An 18,934-nucleotide genomic window follows, 5' to 3' on the forward strand; every position below is an offset into this window, starting at 1 on the left:
GCAGATATGACGACCTACTGAACTAAAGCAAAAAGGGGTCCCTTAGACTACATGGATCAAGCAGTGAAGCGCTTAGTTATAACAAGCAGCATAAATCTTTACCTAAAGGCATACTGGATTGAATTGCTCATGATCGTACGTCTGACCTGATAGTCGAGTGAACGCACATTTGTAGTGGATGACCTTTCCCCCTTCAGCGACAACTGCATCCAAATCAGCACGCCCCCTCATTTTGATACCCACACAATACATTGTTGCCCCTTGCCCGGACTGCACGTGTCGGGGAATAGAGGTTTTCAATGAGTCCTCTAAAAGACAGCCAACATTGTATGAAACGGTATTGGCATTTACGTCCTCCAAATTGGGGCCTTCGTTCCGTGCGTAATAGCCGTTTATGCGTAAAATTTTACCTCCATCGTGTATAGATGAACCTTGGTTATTCCCCTCCCCTGTCGCTCCATTGTCTCGTCCAACACAGTCGATTTCCACATGCCAACCACAATTTTGCAATACCGCATTCCACTGGTGGTAGTTGAATCCATCACGCCTTGATTTATACCCTGTACAACGCATTAGAATGCTGTTTCCGCCTTCTGTTCGAAAGCTTCCTCCTCCTGACACCCCAAGACTCTCACTGTAACCAAATGAGCAATCGACCGCGATCCAAAGCGGGGTCATATTTTCAGCTATTGCGCGGGTCAGGACATTCGGAACCCCAATAAAATTTATCCCCTCTGTATAGAACGTATAGGGGCCTGTCACACGAAACGTTGAATCCTGAAAGATGCGAATATCTATGTCGGGAACACGTCCATCAACGGTCATCACATAAACTGTGCCACCATTGAAGTATGCAGACCCCGGTGTGGCGGCGACAGCAGCCACGCTGGATGCCACTTGATATTGCATAAAGTCGCCATTTCGATCTTTATATTTGGAGTCCCAGGCGAATCGCCCGCTGGTGGTCCCACTAATCGAGGCGGAATACACCGTTGGGTAAACAGCATCCGCAACCCAAGAAAGGTTGAACACGCAACCGTAGATATTCGCAGCGCCTCCGCCAAGCACTGTCATGGATATGTTTCTAGGTAGCACAACCTCGCCAACAGCATTATTAACACGAGGATAATCGCCAGGTTGCAGGACAATCTCGACGACGTCAGGCTTTGCAAGTGCGGCCTGGATGCTGTTCAGCGCAGTAAAAAAGGTCAATCCATTATTACTGGATGCTCCGCCTGTGTGCCGGACATAGTAGCGTTTACCGACTGGCTTGGATGCACGCGCATCATAATCGGTCGCTCCAGAACCATCTGCATTCATATAGACAGCATGCGACCAAAATGATGTTATTGAGGAAGGTAGAGTCAGTTTACCGTAGGCGTCCACATCATAAATTCGAAAATACCCATTTGAAAGCCTCGCTTTATTCCCGACAAAATTTACATTAGATGCTCCAACCAATCCGTTTACTGTATAGGTTGTACTGTCCGCAAGTCGAATCCATTTGATGCCTCTGGCAACCGCATAAGTAATTGCTGAATTAATAGCCAATGTATCGTCGCCGACACCAGTAGCACCAAAGTCACGAACATCTAGAATATCAAGAAGTTTTTGGGCCAGATTACGGGCATTAAACCCTACCATCGCAGCGCCCTTGCCAGACTCCGTAGAATTGATAAGATCAATTGCTAATTCAGTCCCCGACCCAGATGCAGGTATGACACCTACAGGATTACCCGTCGAATCGAAACCCATCACCTTGTTGGCCCTGACCAACGCGTCCGGCAACTCGCTTAGTACCTCTCCATCAGGGGCGCGGACGGCCCGAAGAATATCAATATCTGCGATTATTTCATTAGTAGTCATCAGAACTCTCCAAACGTTTTTATTAATATTGAACTTACCTCCAGCAAATTGATCCTAGCAACACACCAAGTCCCTACCAGACAATTAATCCTGTTTTTGCAGACTAAAACTAACCCATCACCACTCTAAAACTTAGATAAAACATTTACACACACTTAACGCCAGACACCCTGACTTAAACTGTGCTAGGGATATAACCGCTCGCCCTCTTACTTAACTGTTAATCACTATAAGTTTACGAACCTTTCGTAAACACGAACGACTATTACTTATAGCATTACTACAAAAACAGGTGTGTATATGCGTACCCGAAACGCACACTTCGAATCAGGCCAGCAATCTGTAGACGTTACTATTTGCTGGAAATACGCCAATAGGGGTGAGTGAAGGGAGCCTCTTCTGCCCCCGAAAGGCTCACTGCAAGTGAGTTCAATATCCCCTCAGCCGTATACTTCGGAATGCTCGTACTCAACAGGATGACCGCTAGCCCCAACGCCAGGACAGGCAGGGGAATTTTTCGGATTTCCTTTTTTTCCAGCCTGAAAAGAAACACGCAGGCGGCGGCAGATCCGACAACCGCCCCCGCAATGGCTTCCGCCACAGGATGAATAGTCTGCCCGACATACTGGATGCTGAACCACCAGGTCGACAGTAGCCCTGCCCCCAGTGCCAGCCATCGAAGTCGATGATCGATCTGGCGCAACAGCAAGCTCAGGACAACCGTCGATACCAGGCAAGCGTTCATCGCATGACCACTGATGACCGCGATATCCAGACTTTCCAGGCCGATTCCCCAGCCCTTGAAAAGCACTTTACTGAGACCTACGACGAAATAGGCTACGGACAGCACGCCGAGCCATAAGAGGGAGAGTTTTCTAGATGCCGTGCACCATAACCAACCAGCGACAACCATGGCCGCAGGAAGCATGACGGTGATTCCGGCGTATTGAGCGATGTGCAGTTTTAACTCCAATCTACTTCCTCACGCCTCGCGCAATGTTCCAGTGTCATGGACACTGGTCGCGTGTTCAGTAGACACAACATTCATCGATCCAAAAAGCACTTCAGGCGATTTTCCACGACAACCACCGAATAACTCGCGATGTGCATTGCCAGTCCATCCTCTACCAGCGCTTCCAGCAAGGCAACTTGTGCTGCGAAGCGCTGGTCGCGATTGAGCTTTCGAGAGGCGTGCATCTGATCGATCAATACATGCGTCACTTGATAGGGAGTGTTAACCCTCAGGCGCCCCAGCCAGACAGGAAGTTTTTTTGCAGTTTTAGTTTGTCTGATATCCAGTACGCCCGTTGCCTTGTCCGAAGAGGTGCCTTTCGAAATCTCCACGATTTCTTCAAACACGTCGGTCAGCTTTTTTAGTGCGTAACCAAGCATCAGATCATCAAACGCATCCAATCACATATACCTCTTCACTTTACGAAGTTATTTCTACCAAGCACACACCCTCTATTATCACATTACACTTTATTCGATTTATGTATTGGACGTATTCTAACGATCACGCCCTCACCCGATAACATGACACCCACTAAAAACCCGACTAACCTCTGACAACTTAGCGGACTTTTTATAACAACTACCGAGAGCACAACTAAATTATATAGAATTCAAAGACTGCGGTATTACACCCAAGATACCGTGAGTGTTAACAGGGGACTCAGGCGTCAGGTGATCTGACTGCAAGGCGCTAACCGTCAGATGAGTTGAACCTGTGAGCCCGCCTGGCATCCTATTTATCGATACCGCGCCCCACCTTTCAAACGCCTGTTTTCAGGTTGTTGCCGCAGGGGGCATTGATACACGCATGTACCCTTGAGTGGCTGTCAGCGCTCGGGTAATGTCAACAGACCCATAGGACAGAGCACGCCCATGACTTCCAAGCTGGAACAACTCAAACAAATGACCACCGTGGTTGCCGACACCGGCGACTTCGAAGCAATCGCTCGCGTTAAACCCGTGGACGCTACGACCAACCCTTCCCTGCTGCTCAAAGCGGCGGCCATTCCCGGTTATGCCGATTTGCTGAACGCTTGCGTCAGTGACTGCAAGGGCGATGTTGGCCTGGCCAGCGATCGTTTCGGCGTTGCGGTCGGGCAAGAAATCCTGAAAGTGATTCCCGGCCGTATTTCCACCGAAGTGGATGCGCGCCTGTCGTTCGACACTGACGCCGTATTGAAGCGTGCGCACCGTCTGATCGACCTGTACGAAAAGGCCGGCATCGGCCGCGACCGAGTGCTGATCAAGATCGCTTCCACCTGGGAAGGTATCCGCGCTGCCGAGACACTGGAAAAGGAAGGCATCCAGACCAACCTGACCTTGCTGTTTTCCTTCGCACAGGCAGCCGCTTGCGCTGACGCCGGGGTTTTCCTGATTTCACCGTTCGTGGGCCGCATCTACGACTGGTACAAGAAAGCCAATGGCAACGACTACACCGGCGCGGATGATCCGGGCGTGCAGTCGGTGACGCGCATCTACAACTACTACAAGGCCAATGACTACAAAACCGTAGTGATGGGCGCGAGCTTCCGTAACTTGAATCAGATCGAGCAGTTGGCCGGTTGCGACCGCCTGACCATCAGCCCGGACCTGATCGATAAGCTGGCGGCGGACACTGGCAAACTGGAGCGTAAATTGGCACCGGGCCATGCCGGTGAAGCGCGTTTGAGCTTGAATGAAGCGCAGTTCCGTTGGTTGTCGAACGAGGACGCGATGGCGACCGAGAAGCTGGCTGAGGGTATTCGTCAGTTCGCTCGCGACCAGGAAAAACTTGAGGCATTGCTGCAAGCCAAGCTCTGATCCACCGGGAGCTAACGTAAAAAGGGCGAACCTTCACAGGTTCGCCCTTTTTTGTGTTTGCCGGGTGGTGGGATGGGGTTGGCTTCGCACAGGTGGGTGAGGCGATCTTGCGGACGCCTTCGCGGGCAAGCCCGCTCCCACAGGGATTCGTGGTGCAAATGAGATTGAGTGGTTAGCAATGAAACTTGCCCGCGAAGAGGCCAGTCCGGCCTACATCGCCATTGGGGTCAATGCCGCTCCAGCGCATTCACCAGGTCATGGAACGCCTCACGATTGGAGTCGTTCAGACCCATCAGGATCTTGTGTGCCTCAAGCACTTTGATCCGCACCACTTCTTCGGACTGATCCTGGTCTGGCAGGTCGGTCAGGCACTCCGGACACGGGATCGGGCGGTCAACGATGTTGAACACCTGCTCGAAGCCCATGGACTGCAAAAGACGGGTGATGTCTTCGTGGGTGGTGACGACGGTCGGCAGCAGGCCGACCTTTTGCCGCGACAGGATCGACAGTTTGGCCAACAGGCCAAGGGTGGTGCTGTCGATGCTGCGGGTTTCGGTCAGGTCGATCACGATCGCGTTGAAGTTCAACGCCGTGAAGATCCGCTCAATAGTCGCATCCAACGCCGAACACAGGGTCAGGCGAACTTCACCGACGAACTTCAGGACGAAGGTGCCGTCCTGCTCGGCGAACTGGATTCTACCGGTACTCATCAAAGATTCCTGCTCAACACCAACAGGGCGATATCATCCGGCATCTCCCCTAGCGTGGCCAATCCAAAAACCTGCCGCAGCCCATCCAGGGTGCCGCCCGCAGCCTTGACCCGTTGGGGCAACGCCGCTTCTTTTTCTTTGAGTGTAGGTTCTGGCAAAAGGTCCAGAATGCCATCGGACATCAGCGTCAGGCTGAACGTCGGCGGCAGCTCCAGCACGTGGTCTTCGTAGGTGGCTTCATTAAAGAGGCCCACCGGCAGGCCACGCCCTTCCAGATAACGAACACTGTCTGGCGTGTACAACACAGGCAACGGTAAATGACCACCGATGCTATAGGTCAACAAACCTGTCTCCTCGTCGATGACTCCACCGACCATTGTGACGTGTTTACCCAGCTTACAACTGATCAGGCCTCGGTTGATATGACCAAGGACCTCTGAAGGCTTGAATTCCGGCAATGTGCCGCTGCGCTTGGATTCAAACAGCAAGCGCGTGGTCATGAACTTCAGCAACACGGTAACGAAGGCTGAAGAGGCACCATGACCGGAAACGTCCGCCAGGTAGAAGGCTACCCGACGTTCATCGACTCGAAAGTAGTCGACGAAATCACCCGACAGGTACAGCGACGGGATGATCTGGTGAGCAAACTTGAACTCATCGATGGACCAGGGGCTGACCGGCAGCATGTTCATCTGCACCTGGCGACCGGCGTTCTGGTCTTCCTGGAGCAGGTTCAGGCTGGCGGCGAGCTCGCGATTGGCCTTTTCGAGCTTCTCGCGGTAGCGCTGGTTTTCCAGCAGCAGGCGCGCACGATCCAGGGCCCGGCGCACAGAGTGCTCGAGCACAGCCAGATCTTCGAGAGGCTTGATCAGGTAATCCGCTGCGCCCAGGCGCAGGGCTTCGACCGCGTCGTTCATCACGCCGGCGCCCGAAACAACGATCATCGGGGTTTGCGGCGACAGCTCGGTGACCTGACGGATAAGTTCGAGTCCGCCCATCTGCGGCATGCGCAGATCGCAGATGACCAAGTCGGGCTTGTCTTGCTCGAATACCTGAAGTCCCTGCTGGCCATTGCTGGCCTGCAAGACGCTGAAACCACTGTCTTCCAAATAGGCGGCGAGGCTCGCGCGCACTACTTCGTCATCATCGATTATCAGCAGCGTGGCACTGGTTTTTGGCATGTGGGCAAACGGCGCCAGAATTAGGTTGGCGTAGCAGGCAGGGGTTTTGGCCCGGCTCACACTACTGGATTCGCTTTCTAGCCTCTCTGTCGCACCGTTTTCGAGCATTTGCCCTACACACAGGTACACCAGAGGTGCCCTTCTAAGGCGCAGACGGTACTCCCATCCGCGGGGCGTTTCAAGCTCACGCCGATGGTCGCTTGACGTCTTACCCTTTCAAATCACCAGGAGTTATAAGAACGGGCAAAACCGTAACTTAATGGAAGGTGCCGATCAGCCCAACAGCCCCGCACACCAAACGACGCGGACCCTTGTAGGAGCGAGCTCGCTCGCGATGGTCGCCAACGATGACGCGTGCTCGCTGGATAAACGCATCGCCCTCAGGCCCTTCGCGAGCAAGCTCGCTCCTACAGTTAATCGAGATTAAAAATCGTCTTCGACCTGGCCGTCTTTGACTTTGAACTCACGGTTCTGCAAGTACGCATTGCGGATGAAGATGTACTTGTCGCCGGTGATCAGCTTCTCGGACGACAGCAGATTAGCGCGGGTGTCGGTCACATCCAGCGCGAAGAACGAGTTGCGCACCGCGACATCGTCGACGTAGCGATAAGGGCTGGTGTAGGAGTCAACGAACTTGGATGGCGCATCACGCAAGGTGCTTGGGCCGAAGAACGGTAGCATCACGTACGGACCGCTGCCCACGCCCCAATACCCAAGGGTTTGGCCGAAGTCTTCGTCGTTGCGCTGAAGGCCCATTTTTGTGCCGACATCAATGAAGCCCAGCACACCGAAGGTGGTGTTGAAGATCAGTCGTGCAGTATCGACACCCGCTGCAGCCGGTTTGGCTTGCAGCACGTCGTTGGCCAGGTTGCGCACATCGCCGATGTTCTTGAAGAAGTTATGAATGCCATCTTCAGCAAACTGCGGCATCACGTATTGATAGCCCTGGGCCAATGGCTTGAGCGCATACGTGTCGAGGACGTCGTTGAACTTATAGATCGGACGGTTGATGCTTTCCCAAGGGTCGTCTTCCGAGGCTGCCTGGGCTGCGAACGGGACCAGCAGCACACTGGCGCATACACAAAGCTGAGCTAGATGATTGCTCCAGCGCATAGAAAACTCCTTGGATTTACTGGCGCGGGCTCTTGGCCCAAGCGTTAAGGCCGGTAGTATAAGACGGAAAAGCCGCTTTAGGCAGCATTGCGCGGGCCAGGTCACGGAGGATTGCTAATGATTGTGAGCGATTCACATCTGTGTCACTCAACTGTCACCGGCGCGCCTTAGCCTCGAAGCTATTTCAGGGACGTTGATATGCCGCACGCCGAAACCTTGCCCCTCGCTGCACCCAGTCTGACCGCCGTACTCTTCGGCCTCAGTGGCTGCCTGGTGGATTTCGGCGCCCGCACGCGCCCGCACGGCAGTCACGCGGCGGAACACGCCGAAGTCACGCCCGGTGCTTTGGAGAGTTTACGCAGCCTGCAGAATCAGCAAATTCCCTGCGCCTGGCTGGATGAATTGCCCCCTGCCCTCAGCCATTCCCTGGCTACCGCCCTGCCGGAATGGATCAAACCTTCGCAACACCCAGAAACAATCAATCCATGGCCAGCACCGAATGCCTGCTGGAACGCCTTGATGACGTTGAACGTTGAACGCCTGGACGGCTGCGTGCTGGTCAGCGGCGAACCGCGACTGCTGCAAGCGGGGCTCAATGCCGGGTTGTGGACGATTGGCTTGGCGTCCTGCGGCTCACTGTGCGGGCTGGCGCCCACCGAATGGCAAGCGCTGACACAACAGGAACGCGAGTTCAAACGCGGCAAGGCCACCGTGCAGTTATTCGGCCTGGGCGTGCATTCGGTGATCGACCACCTCGGTGAACTCGACACCTGCCTGGCCGACATCAGCCTGCGCCGGCTCAAGGGCGAAAAGCCCTGATCGAGATCATGCACGTTAAGCGCGAGTGGATTAATCTAAAGGTCAGCCATAGACCTTTGGCGCGCTGCTGCGGTCTATGCCAGTGCCTATCGATAAAAGGAAGAACGCCATGCCTGCCCGCGAACTGCAACAACAGCTCAATACTCTGCGCGAGCAATTGGAACAGAATCCACCGCTGACCGAAGTCGAGCGCGAAGACCTCCACGCGCTGATGCAACAGATCGAACTTGAGCTTGAGCTGGAAACCAAAACCCAGGATTCCAGCCTCGCCGACAATGTGAACCTGGCCGTAGAACGCTTCGAAATCGAACACCCGACCCTTGCCGGAACCTTGCGTAACATTGTGCAAGCACTGGGCAATATGGGTATTTGAACCCGCCGGATACAAAAAAGCCCCGCTATCGATAGCGGGGCTTTTTCGTTTTCAGCAGTTGAGTCATTTGGTGTTTGGTCGATCGCCAGGATCGCAGCCTCGTTGCACTCGACAGCTCCTACAGGGTGTACGCCATCCCAATGTAGGAGCTGTCGAGTGCAACGAGGCTGCGATCTTTTGATCTTCGCCTTACTGACGGACCAGGCGGTGGTTCGGCAGTTGCACTGCTTCGGTACTGCGATACGGGTTGATGTCCAACCCGCCGCGCCGCACATACCGCGCATACACCGTCAATTTCTCCGGGTTCAACAAGCGTTGCAGGTCGAGAAAGATCCGCTCGACGCACTGTTCATGGAAGTCCGAGTGCTGACGGAAGCTCACGATGTATTCCAGCAAACTTGCGTGATCCAGCGCCGCGCCACGGTATTCCACCGCGACACTGCCCCAGTCCGGCTGACTGGTCACCGGGCAGTTGGATTTGAGCAAATGACTGTGCACGCTCTCTTCGACAATGCGCGATTCATCGCAACGCAGCAGTTCCGGACGCGGATGCTCATAGTTGCTGACGCTGATGTCCAGGTCATCGATGCACACGCCCGGCAATGCCACGACGCCTTCGGCTTCGACATCTTTCAGACTGCGAATCCGCACGCCGACCGGTTTGCCGGCAGCGGCCGACAGGTCTTTCGCCAGCGTGGCTTCAAGGCTGGCGGTGTCGGCAAACGGCGTCTGGTTCAGCGAATTGAGGTACAGCTTGAACGACTTCGATTCGATGATATTCGGCGAATCCGCCGGGATGCTGAATTCGCCAATGGCCACCACCGGCTTGCCCGACGGCAACAGCCACGACAGCTCGAAGCAGTTCCAGAAATCCACGCCCTTGTACGGCAGGGTGTCCGCCGTCAGGCCCAGCTCGGCCCATTTCGCGGTGCGCGGGATCGGGAACAGCAAGGACGGCGTGTACGTGGCGATGTATTCGCTGGATTTGCCCAGCGGCGAGTGTTCGGCTGCGGGATGCATGGCGGAAACCTGACTGAAGAATCAGCGGATTCTACCAGCCTTTGCTCCCGCCTTTGAGTGCTTACTGACTGACTGTCAGTTTGCCGACCATGCCCGCCTGGTAATGGCCGGGAATGTTGCAGGCAAATTCCAGGTTGGTGGCTTTGGTAAAGGTCCAGGTCAGCTCGGCGGTTTTGCCCGGCTCAACCAGGACGCTATTGGGGTCGTCGTGTTTCATCGTTCCATGATCCATACCGGCCATGGCGCTGTGGTCCATTTCCTTCATGCCTGTAGGCGTGAGCATGCCACTTTGCTGCATCTTCAGCATTTCCTGCTGATGTTTAGCATGCATCGCCGCATCACCGAGATTGAATTCGTGCAGCAGCTGGCCTTTATTCACCAGCACAAAACGAACCGTCTCACCGGCCTTGATATCGATCGCCTTGGGCGTGAACGACATATCGCCCATCACCACTTCAACGCTGCGGGTCGCCTTGGCGGCCGGCGCCGGTTGACCGAAGTCGTAGGTATGCGCCGGCGCTGCCCACACCGGCGAGCTCAGCGCCAACACACACGCGGCCAACACCAGAGATTTGCGCAAAAACATAGTCGTACTCCAACAAGATAAGGTTCAGCCTGTGGAAAACTCTAAACTGCTGCCACTGCCTGCAACCTGACAGCCAGATTACAACTTTGTCAGGTTGGCCTGTACTCACGCTGCCCACGGTATAAAGCGTTCGTTCCATTTGCCCGAGTTGCCCATGAAACTGCTGATCGTCGAAGACCAACCGAAAACCGGCCATTACCTGCGCCAGGGCCTGGCCGAGGCTGGCTTCAACACCGAATTGGTGGCCGACGGCATCACCGGTCAGCAACTGGCGTTGAGCGGTGATTACGCCTTGTTGATTCTCGACGTGATGCTGCCCGGCCGTGATGGCTGGCAGATTCTGCAAGCGGTGCGCGGTGCGGGCCTCGATACGCCGGTCTTGTTTCTGACCGCACGCGACGCCGTGGAGGACAGGGTTCACGGCCTCGAACTGGGTGCCGACGATTATCTGGTCAAGCCCTTCGCCTTCTCTGAACTGCTGGCCCGGGTCCGCAGCCTGTTGCGCCGCGGCAGCGCCACGCCGCAAGAGACCAGCCTGCAACTGGCCGACTTGCGTCTGGACCTGATCCGTCGCCGGGTCGAGCGCAGCGGTCAGCGCATCGACCTGACAGCCAAGGAATTCGCCCTGCTGGAAATGCTCCTGCGCCGACAGGGCGAAGTGCTGCCCAAGTCGCTGATCGCTTCCCAGGTCTGGGACATGAATTTCGACAGCGACACCAATGTCATTGAAGTGGCGATCCGTCGCCTGCGCCTGAAGATCGACGATGAGTTCCCCTACAAATTGATTCATACCGTGCGCGGCATGGGTTACGTCCTTGAAGAGCGTCCGGCCTGATGCGTCGACTTTCGCTGAGCAGTCGTCTGGCGCTGCTGTTTGCCGCGTGCACCGCGGTAGTTTCGCTGTTCGCCGGGGTGCTGTTCAGTCGCGCCAGTGAGGCACACTTCGTTGAGCTCGATCAGCAGTTGCTGGACGGCAAGTTGATCGGGTTGCGCCGGGCGCTTCATGACATTCAATCGAGTGAAAGTGAAGTCAAACTGGCCGATGAATTGAGCCGACAGGCCGATCTGTCGCTGCGCATCAGCGGCAGCGACGGCAAGCGCTGGTACGACAGTTCGGCGCGCCTGCCCGATAAGCTCCCGCATAAACCGGGCCTGTCGACCATCAATGACAACGGCACCGACTACCGGGTCCTGAATGCGCCGTTGTTTGCCGATAAAGCGGATTCGCCGCAACTGACGCTGCTGCTGGACATCACCCATCACCAGCATTTCCTGCAACGCATGCAGCACCTGATCTGGCTGACGGTCGGCTTGTCAGCCCTGGCCACTGCTCTGCTCGGCGCCTGGGCGGCGCGCAGTGGGTTGCGGCCGTTGCGGCGCATGAGTGCGGTCGCTCGCGGGGTTTCCGCGCAATCGCTCAACGCACGCCTGCCCGAGGAGCACATGCCGCCAGAACTCGCGGAAATGGCCCACCACTTCAACGCCATGCTCGGACGCCTCGACGACTCTTTTCAACGGCTCTCAGCCTTCTCCGCCGACATCGCCCATGAACTGCGCACACCGCTGTCGAACCTGCTGACCCACACCCAAGTCACCCTCACCCGCCCACGGCCCATTGAGGATTACCGTGAAGCGCTGCACAGCAACCTCGAAGAACTGCAATGGATGGCGCAATTGGTCAACGACATGTTGTACCTGGCCAAAGCTGACCATGGTTTGTTGATGCCCAAACGCGAACCGCTGGAACTGGCAGAGGAAGTGGATGTGCTGCTGGAGTTTTTTGCGCCGTTGGCCGAGGACGCTCAAGTGTCGCTCAGCCGCGACGGGCATGCGCGCATTGAGGGCGATCGCAGCATGTTGCGGCGGGCTCTTTCAAATTTGCTGGATAAAGCGTTGCGGTTTACGCCGGTTAACGGGGCGATTCGGGGGGAGATTGTCGAGCAGCCCAATGGCCTGAGCCTGTCGGTTGAAAACAAGGGGAGCGGGATTTCCGAACACTTGCTGCCGCGTTTGTTTGATCGCTTTTACCGGGCTGATCCGGCGCGTCATGAAGGTAGCAGTGAGCATGCGGGGTTGGGGTTAGCGATCACCCAATCGATCGTCCGCGCCCATGGCGGGCAGATTCGTTGTGAATCGGATGAGGGGTGGACGCGGTTTGTGATTGAATTGCCGACGGGGGATTGAGGTCAGCAGGGCCGGCCCCATCGCGGGCAAGCCCGCTCCCACAGGGTTTCGAGTCGTTCACAAATATTGTGGCCACTGAAGATCCAATGTGGGAGCGGGCTTGCCCGCGAAGGCGATCTCAGGGCTTACGAATACCGCAACGCGTGAGCCGGCTCGATCTTCGCTGCACGCCACGCCGGGTATACCGTCGCCAAGAAGCTCAGGATGAAACCCGCCGAGCAGATCAACAACACATCCCCGCCCTGCAATTCAGACGGCAAGTTGCTGACGAAATACACGTCTGAACTGAAGATGTGCTGCCCACTGACCCGCTCCATCCAGCCCACCAGCTCACTGACGTTCAGCGCCGCAATCACACCGAGCACACCGCCAATCAACGTGCCGACAATCCCGATCACCGTGCCCTGCACCATGAAAATCGCCATGATCTGCCCCGGCGTGGCGCCGATGGTGCGCAGGATCGCGATGTCCGCGCCCTTGTCGTTCACCACCATGATCAGCGTGGCGATGATGTTGAACGCCGCCACGGCGACGATCATCAGCAACAGCAAGCCGATCATGGTTTTTTCCATTTTCATCGCGCTGAACAGACTGCCCTGAGTGTGGGTCCAGTCGTCAGCCCTGTATGCAGTCCCCAACCCACCAGCAATATCGCTGGAGACTTGCGGCGCAGCGTACAAATCCTTCACCGCCAGGCGCACGCTCTGCACCTGATTCGGCTCCCAATGCTGCATCTGCGCGGCATCGGCAACGTGGATTAGCGCCATGGAGCCGTCCAGCTCGGCGCCGACCTTGAACACGCCCACCACGTTCAGCCGCTGCATGCGCGGGGTAATCCCGCCCGGCGCATTGCTGACTTCCGGTACGATCAGGGTGATTTTGTCGCCGACGTTCAAGCGAAAGCGCCGGGCCGTGATCTCGCCGACCACCACGCCGAACTCGCCGGGTTTCAAGGCATCGAGACGCCCTTGAACGATGTGCTTGGCAACGATCGAGACCTTGCCTTCCAACGCTGGATCGACGCCGCTGACCTGGATCGGCTGCATCGTGCCTTTGTAGGACAGCATGCCTTCCATCTCGGTGAACGGCACCGCCGCCGTCACTTCAGGATTTTTCATCGCGGCCGCGGCCACCGGTTGCCAATCACTGATAGGGTTCACGCCAACGATGGTCGCGTGAGGCACCATGCCGAGGATGCGCGAGCTCATTTCCCGCTGGAACCCGTTCATCACCGACAACACCACGATCATCGCCAGCACGCCCAGGGCGAGGCCGATCATCGAGGTCATCGAGATGAAGGAAACAAAGCGATTGCGGCGCTTCGCACGGGTATAGCGCGCGCCGATAAAGATCGATAACGGTCTGAACATTCGCTGGGGCACCGTATAAAAATAAAAGACCCGACGGACTGTTCAGTCGCACCGGGTTTCGGCCAATCAGATGGGCGTCAGGCAACCTTCCTGCAAATGCAGGACGCGATCCATCTGGCGAGCCAGGTTCATGTCGTGAGTCACCACCAGAAACGCCGTGCGCATCGAAGTGCTGAGTTCCAGCATCAAATCCTGAATGCCCTGGGCGGTGTGGGAGTCGAGGTTGCCGGTCGGCTCGTCGAGCATCACCAGGCCTGGCTTGTTCACCAGGGCGCGGGCGATGGCCACACGCTGACGTTCGCCACCGGACAGTTCCGACGGCTTGTGCTGCAGGCGATGGCCGAGCCCTACCCGCTCCAGCAACGCCGTCGCACGCTGACGCGCTTCCGGGATCGCAGTCTTGCCGATCAGCAGCGGCATGCAGACGTTTTCCAGCGCGGTGAATTCCGGCAGCAAGTGGTGGAACTGGTACACGAACCCGAGGGAACGGTTACGCAGCAGCCCACGATTCTTCTCGCTCAGCGCCGACAGTTCTTCACCATCAAGCCAGACACTGCCCTTGGTTGGCGTATCGAGGCCGCCCAGCAGGTTGAGCAAGGTACTTTTGCCCGAACCCGAAGTGCCGACAATCGCCACGCGCTCACCCGGATGCAATTCCAGTTGCAGACCGGCCAGAACCTCTACCGACTCCGGGCCTTCCTCGTAGGATTTGCCCAGGTTGCGGCAGCTCAAGATTGCTTTATCACTCATGCCCAACTCACTCATAACGTAGCGCCTCCGCAGGCTGGGTGCGCGCGGCACGCCAGGCTGGATACAGGGTGGCGAGGAAACTCAGGACCAACGCGGCGGCGCAGACCATCAACACGTCCTGGCTCTGCACTTGCGACGGCAGGTAATCGATGAAATACACGTCGGCGTTCAGGAACTTGTGCCCGATCAGGCCTTCTAGGGCCGAGATCGCGGCGCTGACGTTCAGCGCGGCGAAGATCCCGACCACGGCGCCGATCAGCGTACCGACCACACCAATGACCGTGCCCTGCACCATGAAGATCGCCATGATCGAACCCGGCGTGGCGCCGAGGGTACGCAGAATCGCGATGTCGCCCTTCTTGTCGTTAACGACCATCACCAGCGTGGAAATGATGTTGAACGCAGCAACGGCAACTATCAGCAGCAACAGCAAGCCGATCATGGCTTTCTCCATGCGGATCGCCTGATACAGATTGCCGTGGGTGCGGGTCCAGTCGCGCGCGTAGAAATGATCTTCGCCGAGCTCCTGGGCAATGGTCCACGCGACGCGTGGTGCCTGGAACAGGTCATCGAACTTCAACCGGATGCCTTGCACCTGATCGGGTTTCCAGCGATGCAGCCTGGCCAGATCCTGCAGGTTGGTGATGCCCAGGTAACCGTCGAGTTCACCGGCGCCGACATGGAAGATGCCGACCACGGTAAAGCGTTTCATGCGCGGGAACATCCCGGCCGGGGTCACGGTGACTTCCGGCGCCACGAAGGTCAGCTTGTCGCCGATGGCGGCACCGAGCTTGGCCGCGGCCTTGTCGCCGATGACGATGCCGAAACTGCCCGGCGCCAGATCGTCGAGTTTGCCCTGCTGCATGAAGTTATCAATGATCGAGACCTGCCGTTCCAGCGCAGGATCGATGGCATTGAGCAGGACTTTGGAGACCTTGCCGTTGTTGGTCAGCAAACCCTGCATCTGGGTGAACGGCGCAACGGCCGTCACCTGCGGGTTCTGCTTGACCTTGGCGGCCAGGCTTTGCCAGTCGCTGATCGGCTCACCGGACTCGATGGTCGCGTGGGGCACCATGCCCAGCACGCGGGTGCGCATCTCATGATCGAAGCCGTTCATGACCGACAACACCACGATCATCACGACCACGCCAAGGGCGAGTCCGATCATCGAGGTCAGGGAAATGAATGACAAAAAATGATTGCGACGCTTTGCACGGGTATAACGCGTGCAAAAAAATACGAGGAGAGGTCTGAACATGTGGGGGCTTGTTCGGAGGGAAAAGGACCGTCCTGGTGGGGGGGGGCGGTACACAGCTTTAACCCAAACCACCCCCCCCCCCCTGGGGTCGCCAGGTCGCCATTAGATGAAGAAGACGCCGCGAACAATACCGTATCGAGGATTCGATCGCACTGGAAATTCGGCCCCTGTCTGCTCCCGAAGCCGCAGGCCAGGAAGTGTTGCAGGATGCTTCCCCACTCTTCAACTTGCTCAGCGAACTGCACCTGAGCGAATTCGAGTCGCAACACCTGTTGCGCCAGATCAGCGAGCGCGACCGCAACCTCGCGGCCTTCCTGAAATCCCAGAATAAACGCATCGATTTGCTCAGCCAGGTGATCGCCATCACCGTGCTCGGGCAGATCGGCGAACCGCAGCCGGTGATCATTTCCGAAGGCGGCATAGACTTTCAGCATCCGACGCCGATTGCCGCCGGCGCACACCTCTCGGTCAAACTGGTGCTGATGCCGCAAGCCCTTGGCCTGTTGCTGCGGGCCCGTGTCACCCATTGCGATCGCAAGGGCGATGGCTATGACATCGGCACAGAGTTCGTTCACCCGACCGATGCGCAACGCCAGTTGCTGGCCCGCTACATTTTGCAGAAGCAGGCCCAGGAACGACGCCTGGCCCGCGAACAAATCGAATCAGGCATTTAATTTAAGGAAGAACCGTGACCCTCATCTACGGCCATCGCGGCGCCAAAGGCGAAGCACCGGAAAACACCCTGACCAGCTTCCAGCAATGCCTCAAGCATGGCGTGCGGCGCTGCGAGCTGGACTTGCACCTGTCCATGGACAACGAGTTGATGGTCATCCATGACTCGACGCTCAAGCGCACCACCGACCGGCGCGGCAAAGTCGTTGAGCACACCGCCAAGGAACTGGTGACCTACGACGCGCGCAAGGGCGGCCCGGGCTGGATCAAGCCGTGCCCGATTCCAACGTTGGAAGAACTGTTTGAGAAATGCGATTTCGAGCACTGGCAGCTCGAAGTCAAAAGCGCTTCACGCACTCGCGCCGTCACCACCGTGCTGGCGATTCGCGAAATGGCTCAGCGTTTCGGCATGCTCGACAAGGTGACGATCACCTCGAGCTCGCGGGAAGTGTTGAAAGCCGCGCAGGACCTGGTGCCGGACGTGTCCCGCGGATTGGTGGCCGAATACGCCTGGCTCGACCCGTTGAAGGTCGCGCAAAGCTATGGCTGTGAGATTCTGGCGCTGAACTGGACCCTGTGTACGCCGGAACGCCTGCAGAAGGCGCAGCGTCAGGGGCTGCATGTGTCGGTGTGGACAGTCAACGAGCCCGCGCTGATGCGCAGACTCGCCGACTTCGGCGTTGACAGCCTGATTACAGACTTTCCCGGTTTGGCCAGCGCCACGCTCGAGAATTGCTGAAATCGGTCTCCCCGGCCGGCTCAGGCCACCGGCCGGAGCCGCTCAAAAAAGCCGGTTGAGGCCATCGTACGCCGCTACCCGATAGGCTTCAGCCATGGTCGGGTAGTTGAACGTCGTGTTGACGAAGTACTTCAGGGTGTTCAGTTCGCCCGGCTGGCTCATGATCGCCTGACCGATGTGCACGATCTCCGACGCCTGATAACCGAAGCAGTGAACGCCCAGCACTTCCAGCGTCTCGCGGTGGAACAGGATCTTCAGCATGCCCTGCGGCTCGCCAGCGATCTGTGCACGCGCCATGCTCTTGAAGAACGCCTTGCCCACTTCGTACGGCACCTTGGCCTGAGTCAGCTCTTGCTCGTTCTTGCCGATCGAGCTGATCTCCGGAATGGTGTAGATGCCGGTCGGCACGTCATTCACAAAGCGCCAGCTGTTGTTATCGACGATGCTGCCAGCGGCCGAACGGCCCTGGTCGTGCGCGGCACTGGCCAGGCTCGGCCAGCCGATCACGTCACCGGCACCGTAAATGTTCGGTACGCAAGTGCGGTAGGCTTCGTCGACTTCGATCTGGCCACGGCTGTTGACCTTCACGCCGATGTTTTCCAGACCCAGCTGATCGGTGTTGCCGGTACGGCCGTTGCACCAGAGCAAGGCGTCGGCCTTGATCTTCTTGCCGGATTTGAGGTGCAGGATCACGCCGTTGTCCACGCCTTCGACGCGGTCGTAGTCTTCGTTGTGGCGAACCGTGATGTTGTTGTTGCTGAAGTGGTAACTCAACGCCTGGGAAATTTCCGAGTCGAGGAAGCTCAGCAACTGACCGCGGTTGTCCACCAGCTCAACCAGTACACCCAGGCCACTGAAGATCGACGCGTATTCGCAACCGATCACGCCAGCGCCGTAAACGATGAGTTTGCGCGGGGTGTGGCCGAGGCTGAGGATGGTGTCGCTATCGTAGATACGCGGGTGGTGGAAATCGATGTCCGCCGGGCGATACGGGCGCGAACCGGTGGCGATGATGATGTGCTTGGCCACCAGTTTTTCGACCACGCCGTTGGCGCAGACCACTTCGATGGTTTGCTCGTCGGCGAAGCTGCCGGTGCCGAAGAACACGTCGACGCGGTTACGGGCGTAGTAGCCGGTGCGCGAGGCAACTTGTTTGGAAATGACTTTCTCGGCGCTTTTCAACACGTCCGGAAACGAGAACCAGCGCGGCTCACCAATGGCCCGGAACATCGGGTTGGTGTTGAACTGCATGATCTGCCGGACCGAGTGACGCAGTGCCTTGGACGGGATGGTGCCCAGATGGGTGCAGTTGCCGCCGACCTGGCGACGGCTATCGACCATCGCCACCTTGCGCCCTGCTTTGGCGGCGTTCATTGCCGCGCCTTCTCCCGCCGGGCCGGAACCCAGCACCACCACGTCGTAGTTGTAGACAGCCATGCGTACTCCTCAGAACAGGCCGCGGCGCCATCGGCACCTGCG

18 protein-coding genes and 1 pseudogene are annotated in these 18,934 nt (G+C 57.2%); 7 read left to right on the forward strand and 12 right to left on the reverse strand.

The annotated features are described in order from the left end of the window. Positions 1-102 precede the first annotated feature (102 nt). The 3 genes from AEQ67_RS14370 to AEQ67_RS14380 form a co-directional block, all read right to left on the reverse strand. The gene (locus AEQ67_RS14370; RefSeq protein ID WP_059404500.1) at positions 103-1,866 is read right to left on the reverse strand and encodes a hypothetical protein; all 1,764 of its coding nucleotides are present in this window, start codon (positions 1,864-1,866) and stop codon (positions 103-105) included. Positions 1,867-2,218: 352 nt separating this feature from the next. After that, positions 2,219-2,839 carry a hypothetical protein gene (locus AEQ67_RS14375; RefSeq protein WP_236710328.1) on the reverse strand — a complete coding sequence of 207 codons (621 nt, stop codon included), beginning with the start codon at positions 2,837-2,839 and terminating at the stop codon, positions 2,219-2,221. A 71-nt stretch (positions 2,840-2,910) separates the two neighbouring features. Further along, positions 2,911-3,279, reverse strand: coding sequence for a hypothetical protein (locus AEQ67_RS14380; protein WP_059404501.1), 369 nt, complete (start codon positions 3,277-3,279; stop codon positions 2,911-2,913). Between the two features lie 474 nt (positions 3,280-3,753). Here AEQ67_RS14380 and tal point away from each other — a divergent pair, with 474 nt between their 5' ends. Continuing rightward, positions 3,754-4,680, forward strand: a complete 927-nt coding sequence (tal, locus tag AEQ67_RS14385) for a transaldolase (RefSeq protein WP_059404502.1) — start codon at positions 3,754-3,756, stop codon at positions 4,678-4,680. 227 nt (positions 4,681-4,907) lie between these two features. Here tal and rssC read toward each other — a convergent pair whose 3' ends face one another. The 3 genes from rssC to AEQ67_RS14400 all read right to left on the reverse strand — a co-directional run bounded on the left by rssC (position 4,908) and on the right by AEQ67_RS14400 (position 7,684). After that, positions 4,908-5,390 carry an anti-sigma factor antagonist RssC gene (gene rssC / locus AEQ67_RS14390; RefSeq protein ID WP_007935262.1) on the reverse strand — a complete coding sequence of 161 codons (483 nt, stop codon included), beginning with the start codon at positions 5,388-5,390 and terminating at the stop codon, positions 4,908-4,910. Beyond that, positions 5,390-6,571 (reverse strand): two-component system response regulator RssB, encoded by a 1,182-nt coding sequence (rssB, locus tag AEQ67_RS14395; protein ID WP_059404722.1) that lies wholly within the window; start codon positions 6,569-6,571, stop codon positions 5,390-5,392. The genes rssC and rssB overlap by 1 nt, the downstream gene beginning before the upstream one ends. A 423-nt stretch (positions 6,572-6,994) precedes the next feature. After that, positions 6,995-7,684 carry an MlaA family lipoprotein gene (locus tag AEQ67_RS14400; protein ID WP_059404503.1) on the reverse strand — a complete coding sequence of 230 codons (690 nt, stop codon included), beginning with the start codon at positions 7,682-7,684 and terminating at the stop codon, positions 6,995-6,997. 198 nt (positions 7,685-7,882) lie between these two features. Between AEQ67_RS14400 and AEQ67_RS14405 the strand changes: the two genes are divergently transcribed. Further along, positions 7,883-8,503, forward strand: a complete 621-nt coding sequence (locus tag AEQ67_RS14405) for a hypothetical protein (protein WP_059404504.1) — start codon at positions 7,883-7,885, stop codon at positions 8,501-8,503. A 109-nt stretch (positions 8,504-8,612) separates the two neighbouring features. Beyond that, entirely contained in the window at positions 8,613-8,876 is a 264-nt protein-coding gene (locus AEQ67_RS14410; protein ID WP_059404505.1) for a DUF4404 family protein, read from the forward strand. 189 nt (positions 8,877-9,065) lie between these two features. On the opposite strand, the gene queF is transcribed toward AEQ67_RS14410, so the two are convergent. Continuing rightward, positions 9,066-9,896, reverse strand: coding sequence for an NADPH-dependent 7-cyano-7-deazaguanine reductase QueF (queF, locus tag AEQ67_RS14415; RefSeq protein ID WP_059404506.1), 831 nt, complete (start codon positions 9,894-9,896; stop codon positions 9,066-9,068). A 61-nt stretch (positions 9,897-9,957) separates the two neighbouring features. Continuing rightward, positions 9,958-10,482, reverse strand: a complete 525-nt coding sequence (gene copI / locus AEQ67_RS14420; protein WP_059404507.1) for a copper-resistant cuproprotein CopI — start codon at positions 10,480-10,482, stop codon at positions 9,958-9,960. Positions 10,483-10,636: 154 nt separating this feature from the next. Between copI and AEQ67_RS14425 the strand changes: the two genes are divergently transcribed. Further along, positions 10,637-11,317, forward strand: coding sequence for a heavy metal response regulator transcription factor (locus tag AEQ67_RS14425; protein ID WP_059404508.1), 681 nt, complete (start codon positions 10,637-10,639; stop codon positions 11,315-11,317). Further along, entirely contained in the window at positions 11,317-12,666 is a 1,350-nt protein-coding gene (locus AEQ67_RS14430) for a heavy metal sensor histidine kinase (RefSeq protein ID WP_059404509.1), read from the forward strand. The genes AEQ67_RS14425 and AEQ67_RS14430 overlap by 1 nt, the downstream gene beginning before the upstream one ends. A 125-nt stretch (positions 12,667-12,791) precedes the next feature. Here AEQ67_RS14430 and AEQ67_RS14435 read toward each other — a convergent pair whose 3' ends face one another. The 3 genes from AEQ67_RS14435 to AEQ67_RS14445 form a co-directional block, all read right to left on the reverse strand. After that, entirely contained in the window at positions 12,792-14,036 is a 1,245-nt protein-coding gene (locus AEQ67_RS14435) for a lipoprotein-releasing ABC transporter permease subunit (RefSeq protein WP_059404510.1), read from the reverse strand. Positions 14,037-14,102: 66 nt separating this feature from the next. Then, positions 14,103-14,786, reverse strand: coding sequence for a lipoprotein-releasing ABC transporter ATP-binding protein LolD (gene lolD, locus AEQ67_RS14440; RefSeq protein WP_177333648.1), 684 nt, complete (start codon positions 14,784-14,786; stop codon positions 14,103-14,105). Between the two features lie 7 nt (positions 14,787-14,793). Then, positions 14,794-16,044 carry a lipoprotein-releasing ABC transporter permease subunit gene (locus AEQ67_RS14445; protein WP_059404512.1) on the reverse strand — a complete coding sequence of 417 codons (1,251 nt, stop codon included), beginning with the start codon at positions 16,042-16,044 and terminating at the stop codon, positions 14,794-14,796. A 96-nt stretch (positions 16,045-16,140) separates the two neighbouring features. Here AEQ67_RS14445 and AEQ67_RS14450 point away from each other — a divergent pair. Together AEQ67_RS14450 and AEQ67_RS14455 are read left to right on the forward strand one after the other, a co-directional pair. Then, positions 16,141-16,718, forward strand: a pseudogene (locus AEQ67_RS14450) (PilZ domain-containing protein); the annotation flags it as partial. A gap of 14 nt (positions 16,719-16,732) precedes the next feature. After that, positions 16,733-17,455: a glycerophosphodiester phosphodiesterase gene (locus tag AEQ67_RS14455; RefSeq protein WP_059404513.1), complete on the forward strand. Its 723-nt coding sequence runs from the start codon at positions 16,733-16,735 to the stop codon at positions 17,453-17,455. Between the two features lie 42 nt (positions 17,456-17,497). Here AEQ67_RS14455 and sthA read toward each other — a convergent pair whose 3' ends face one another. Further along, entirely contained in the window at positions 17,498-18,892 is a 1,395-nt protein-coding gene (gene sthA, locus AEQ67_RS14460) for a Si-specific NAD(P)(+) transhydrogenase (protein WP_007907752.1), read from the reverse strand. Positions 18,893-18,934 lie beyond the last annotated feature (42 nt).

The organism is Pseudomonas sp. RIT-PI-q, assembly GCF_001297125.1.
Classification (GTDB): Bacteria; Pseudomonadota; Gammaproteobacteria; order Pseudomonadales; family Pseudomonadaceae; genus Aquipseudomonas.

Excerpts from the sequence above, each read along its gene's own strand:
- AEQ67_RS14370 (WP_059404500.1), bottom strand. The coding sequence starts at position 1,866 with ATGACTACTAATGAAATAATCGCAGATATTGATATTCTTCGGGCCGTC.
- tal (WP_059404502.1), top strand. The coding sequence starts at position 3,754 with ATGACTTCCAAGCTGGAACAACTCAAACAAATGACCACCGTGGTTGCC.
- rssC (WP_007935262.1), bottom strand. The coding sequence starts at position 5,390 with ATGAGTACCGGTAGAATCCAGTTCGCCGAGCAGGACGGCACCTTCGTC.
- rssB (WP_059404722.1), bottom strand. The coding sequence starts at position 6,571 with ATGCCAAAAACCAGTGCCACGCTGCTGATAATCGATGATGACGAAGTA.
- AEQ67_RS14400 (WP_059404503.1), bottom strand. The coding sequence starts at position 7,684 with ATGCGCTGGAGCAATCATCTAGCTCAGCTTTGTGTATGCGCCAGTGTG.
- AEQ67_RS14405 (WP_059404504.1), top strand. The coding sequence starts at position 7,883 with ATGCCGCACGCCGAAACCTTGCCCCTCGCTGCACCCAGTCTGACCGCC.
- AEQ67_RS14410 (WP_059404505.1), top strand. The coding sequence starts at position 8,613 with ATGCCTGCCCGCGAACTGCAACAACAGCTCAATACTCTGCGCGAGCAA.
- queF (WP_059404506.1), bottom strand. The coding sequence starts at position 9,896 with ATGCATCCCGCAGCCGAACACTCGCCGCTGGGCAAATCCAGCGAATAC.
- copI (WP_059404507.1), bottom strand. The coding sequence starts at position 10,482 with ATGTTTTTGCGCAAATCTCTGGTGTTGGCCGCGTGTGTGTTGGCGCTG.
- AEQ67_RS14425 (WP_059404508.1), top strand. The coding sequence starts at position 10,637 with ATGAAACTGCTGATCGTCGAAGACCAACCGAAAACCGGCCATTACCTG.
- AEQ67_RS14430 (WP_059404509.1), top strand. The coding sequence starts at position 11,317 with ATGCGTCGACTTTCGCTGAGCAGTCGTCTGGCGCTGCTGTTTGCCGCG.
- AEQ67_RS14435 (WP_059404510.1), bottom strand. The coding sequence starts at position 14,036 with ATGTTCAGACCGTTATCGATCTTTATCGGCGCGCGCTATACCCGTGCG.
- lolD (WP_177333648.1), bottom strand. The coding sequence starts at position 14,786 with ATGAGTGATAAAGCAATCTTGAGCTGCCGCAACCTGGGCAAATCCTAC.
- AEQ67_RS14445 (WP_059404512.1), bottom strand. The coding sequence starts at position 16,044 with ATGTTCAGACCTCTCCTCGTATTTTTTTGCACGCGTTATACCCGTGCA.
- sthA (WP_007907752.1), bottom strand. The coding sequence starts at position 18,892 with ATGGCTGTCTACAACTACGACGTGGTGGTGCTGGGTTCCGGCCCGGCG.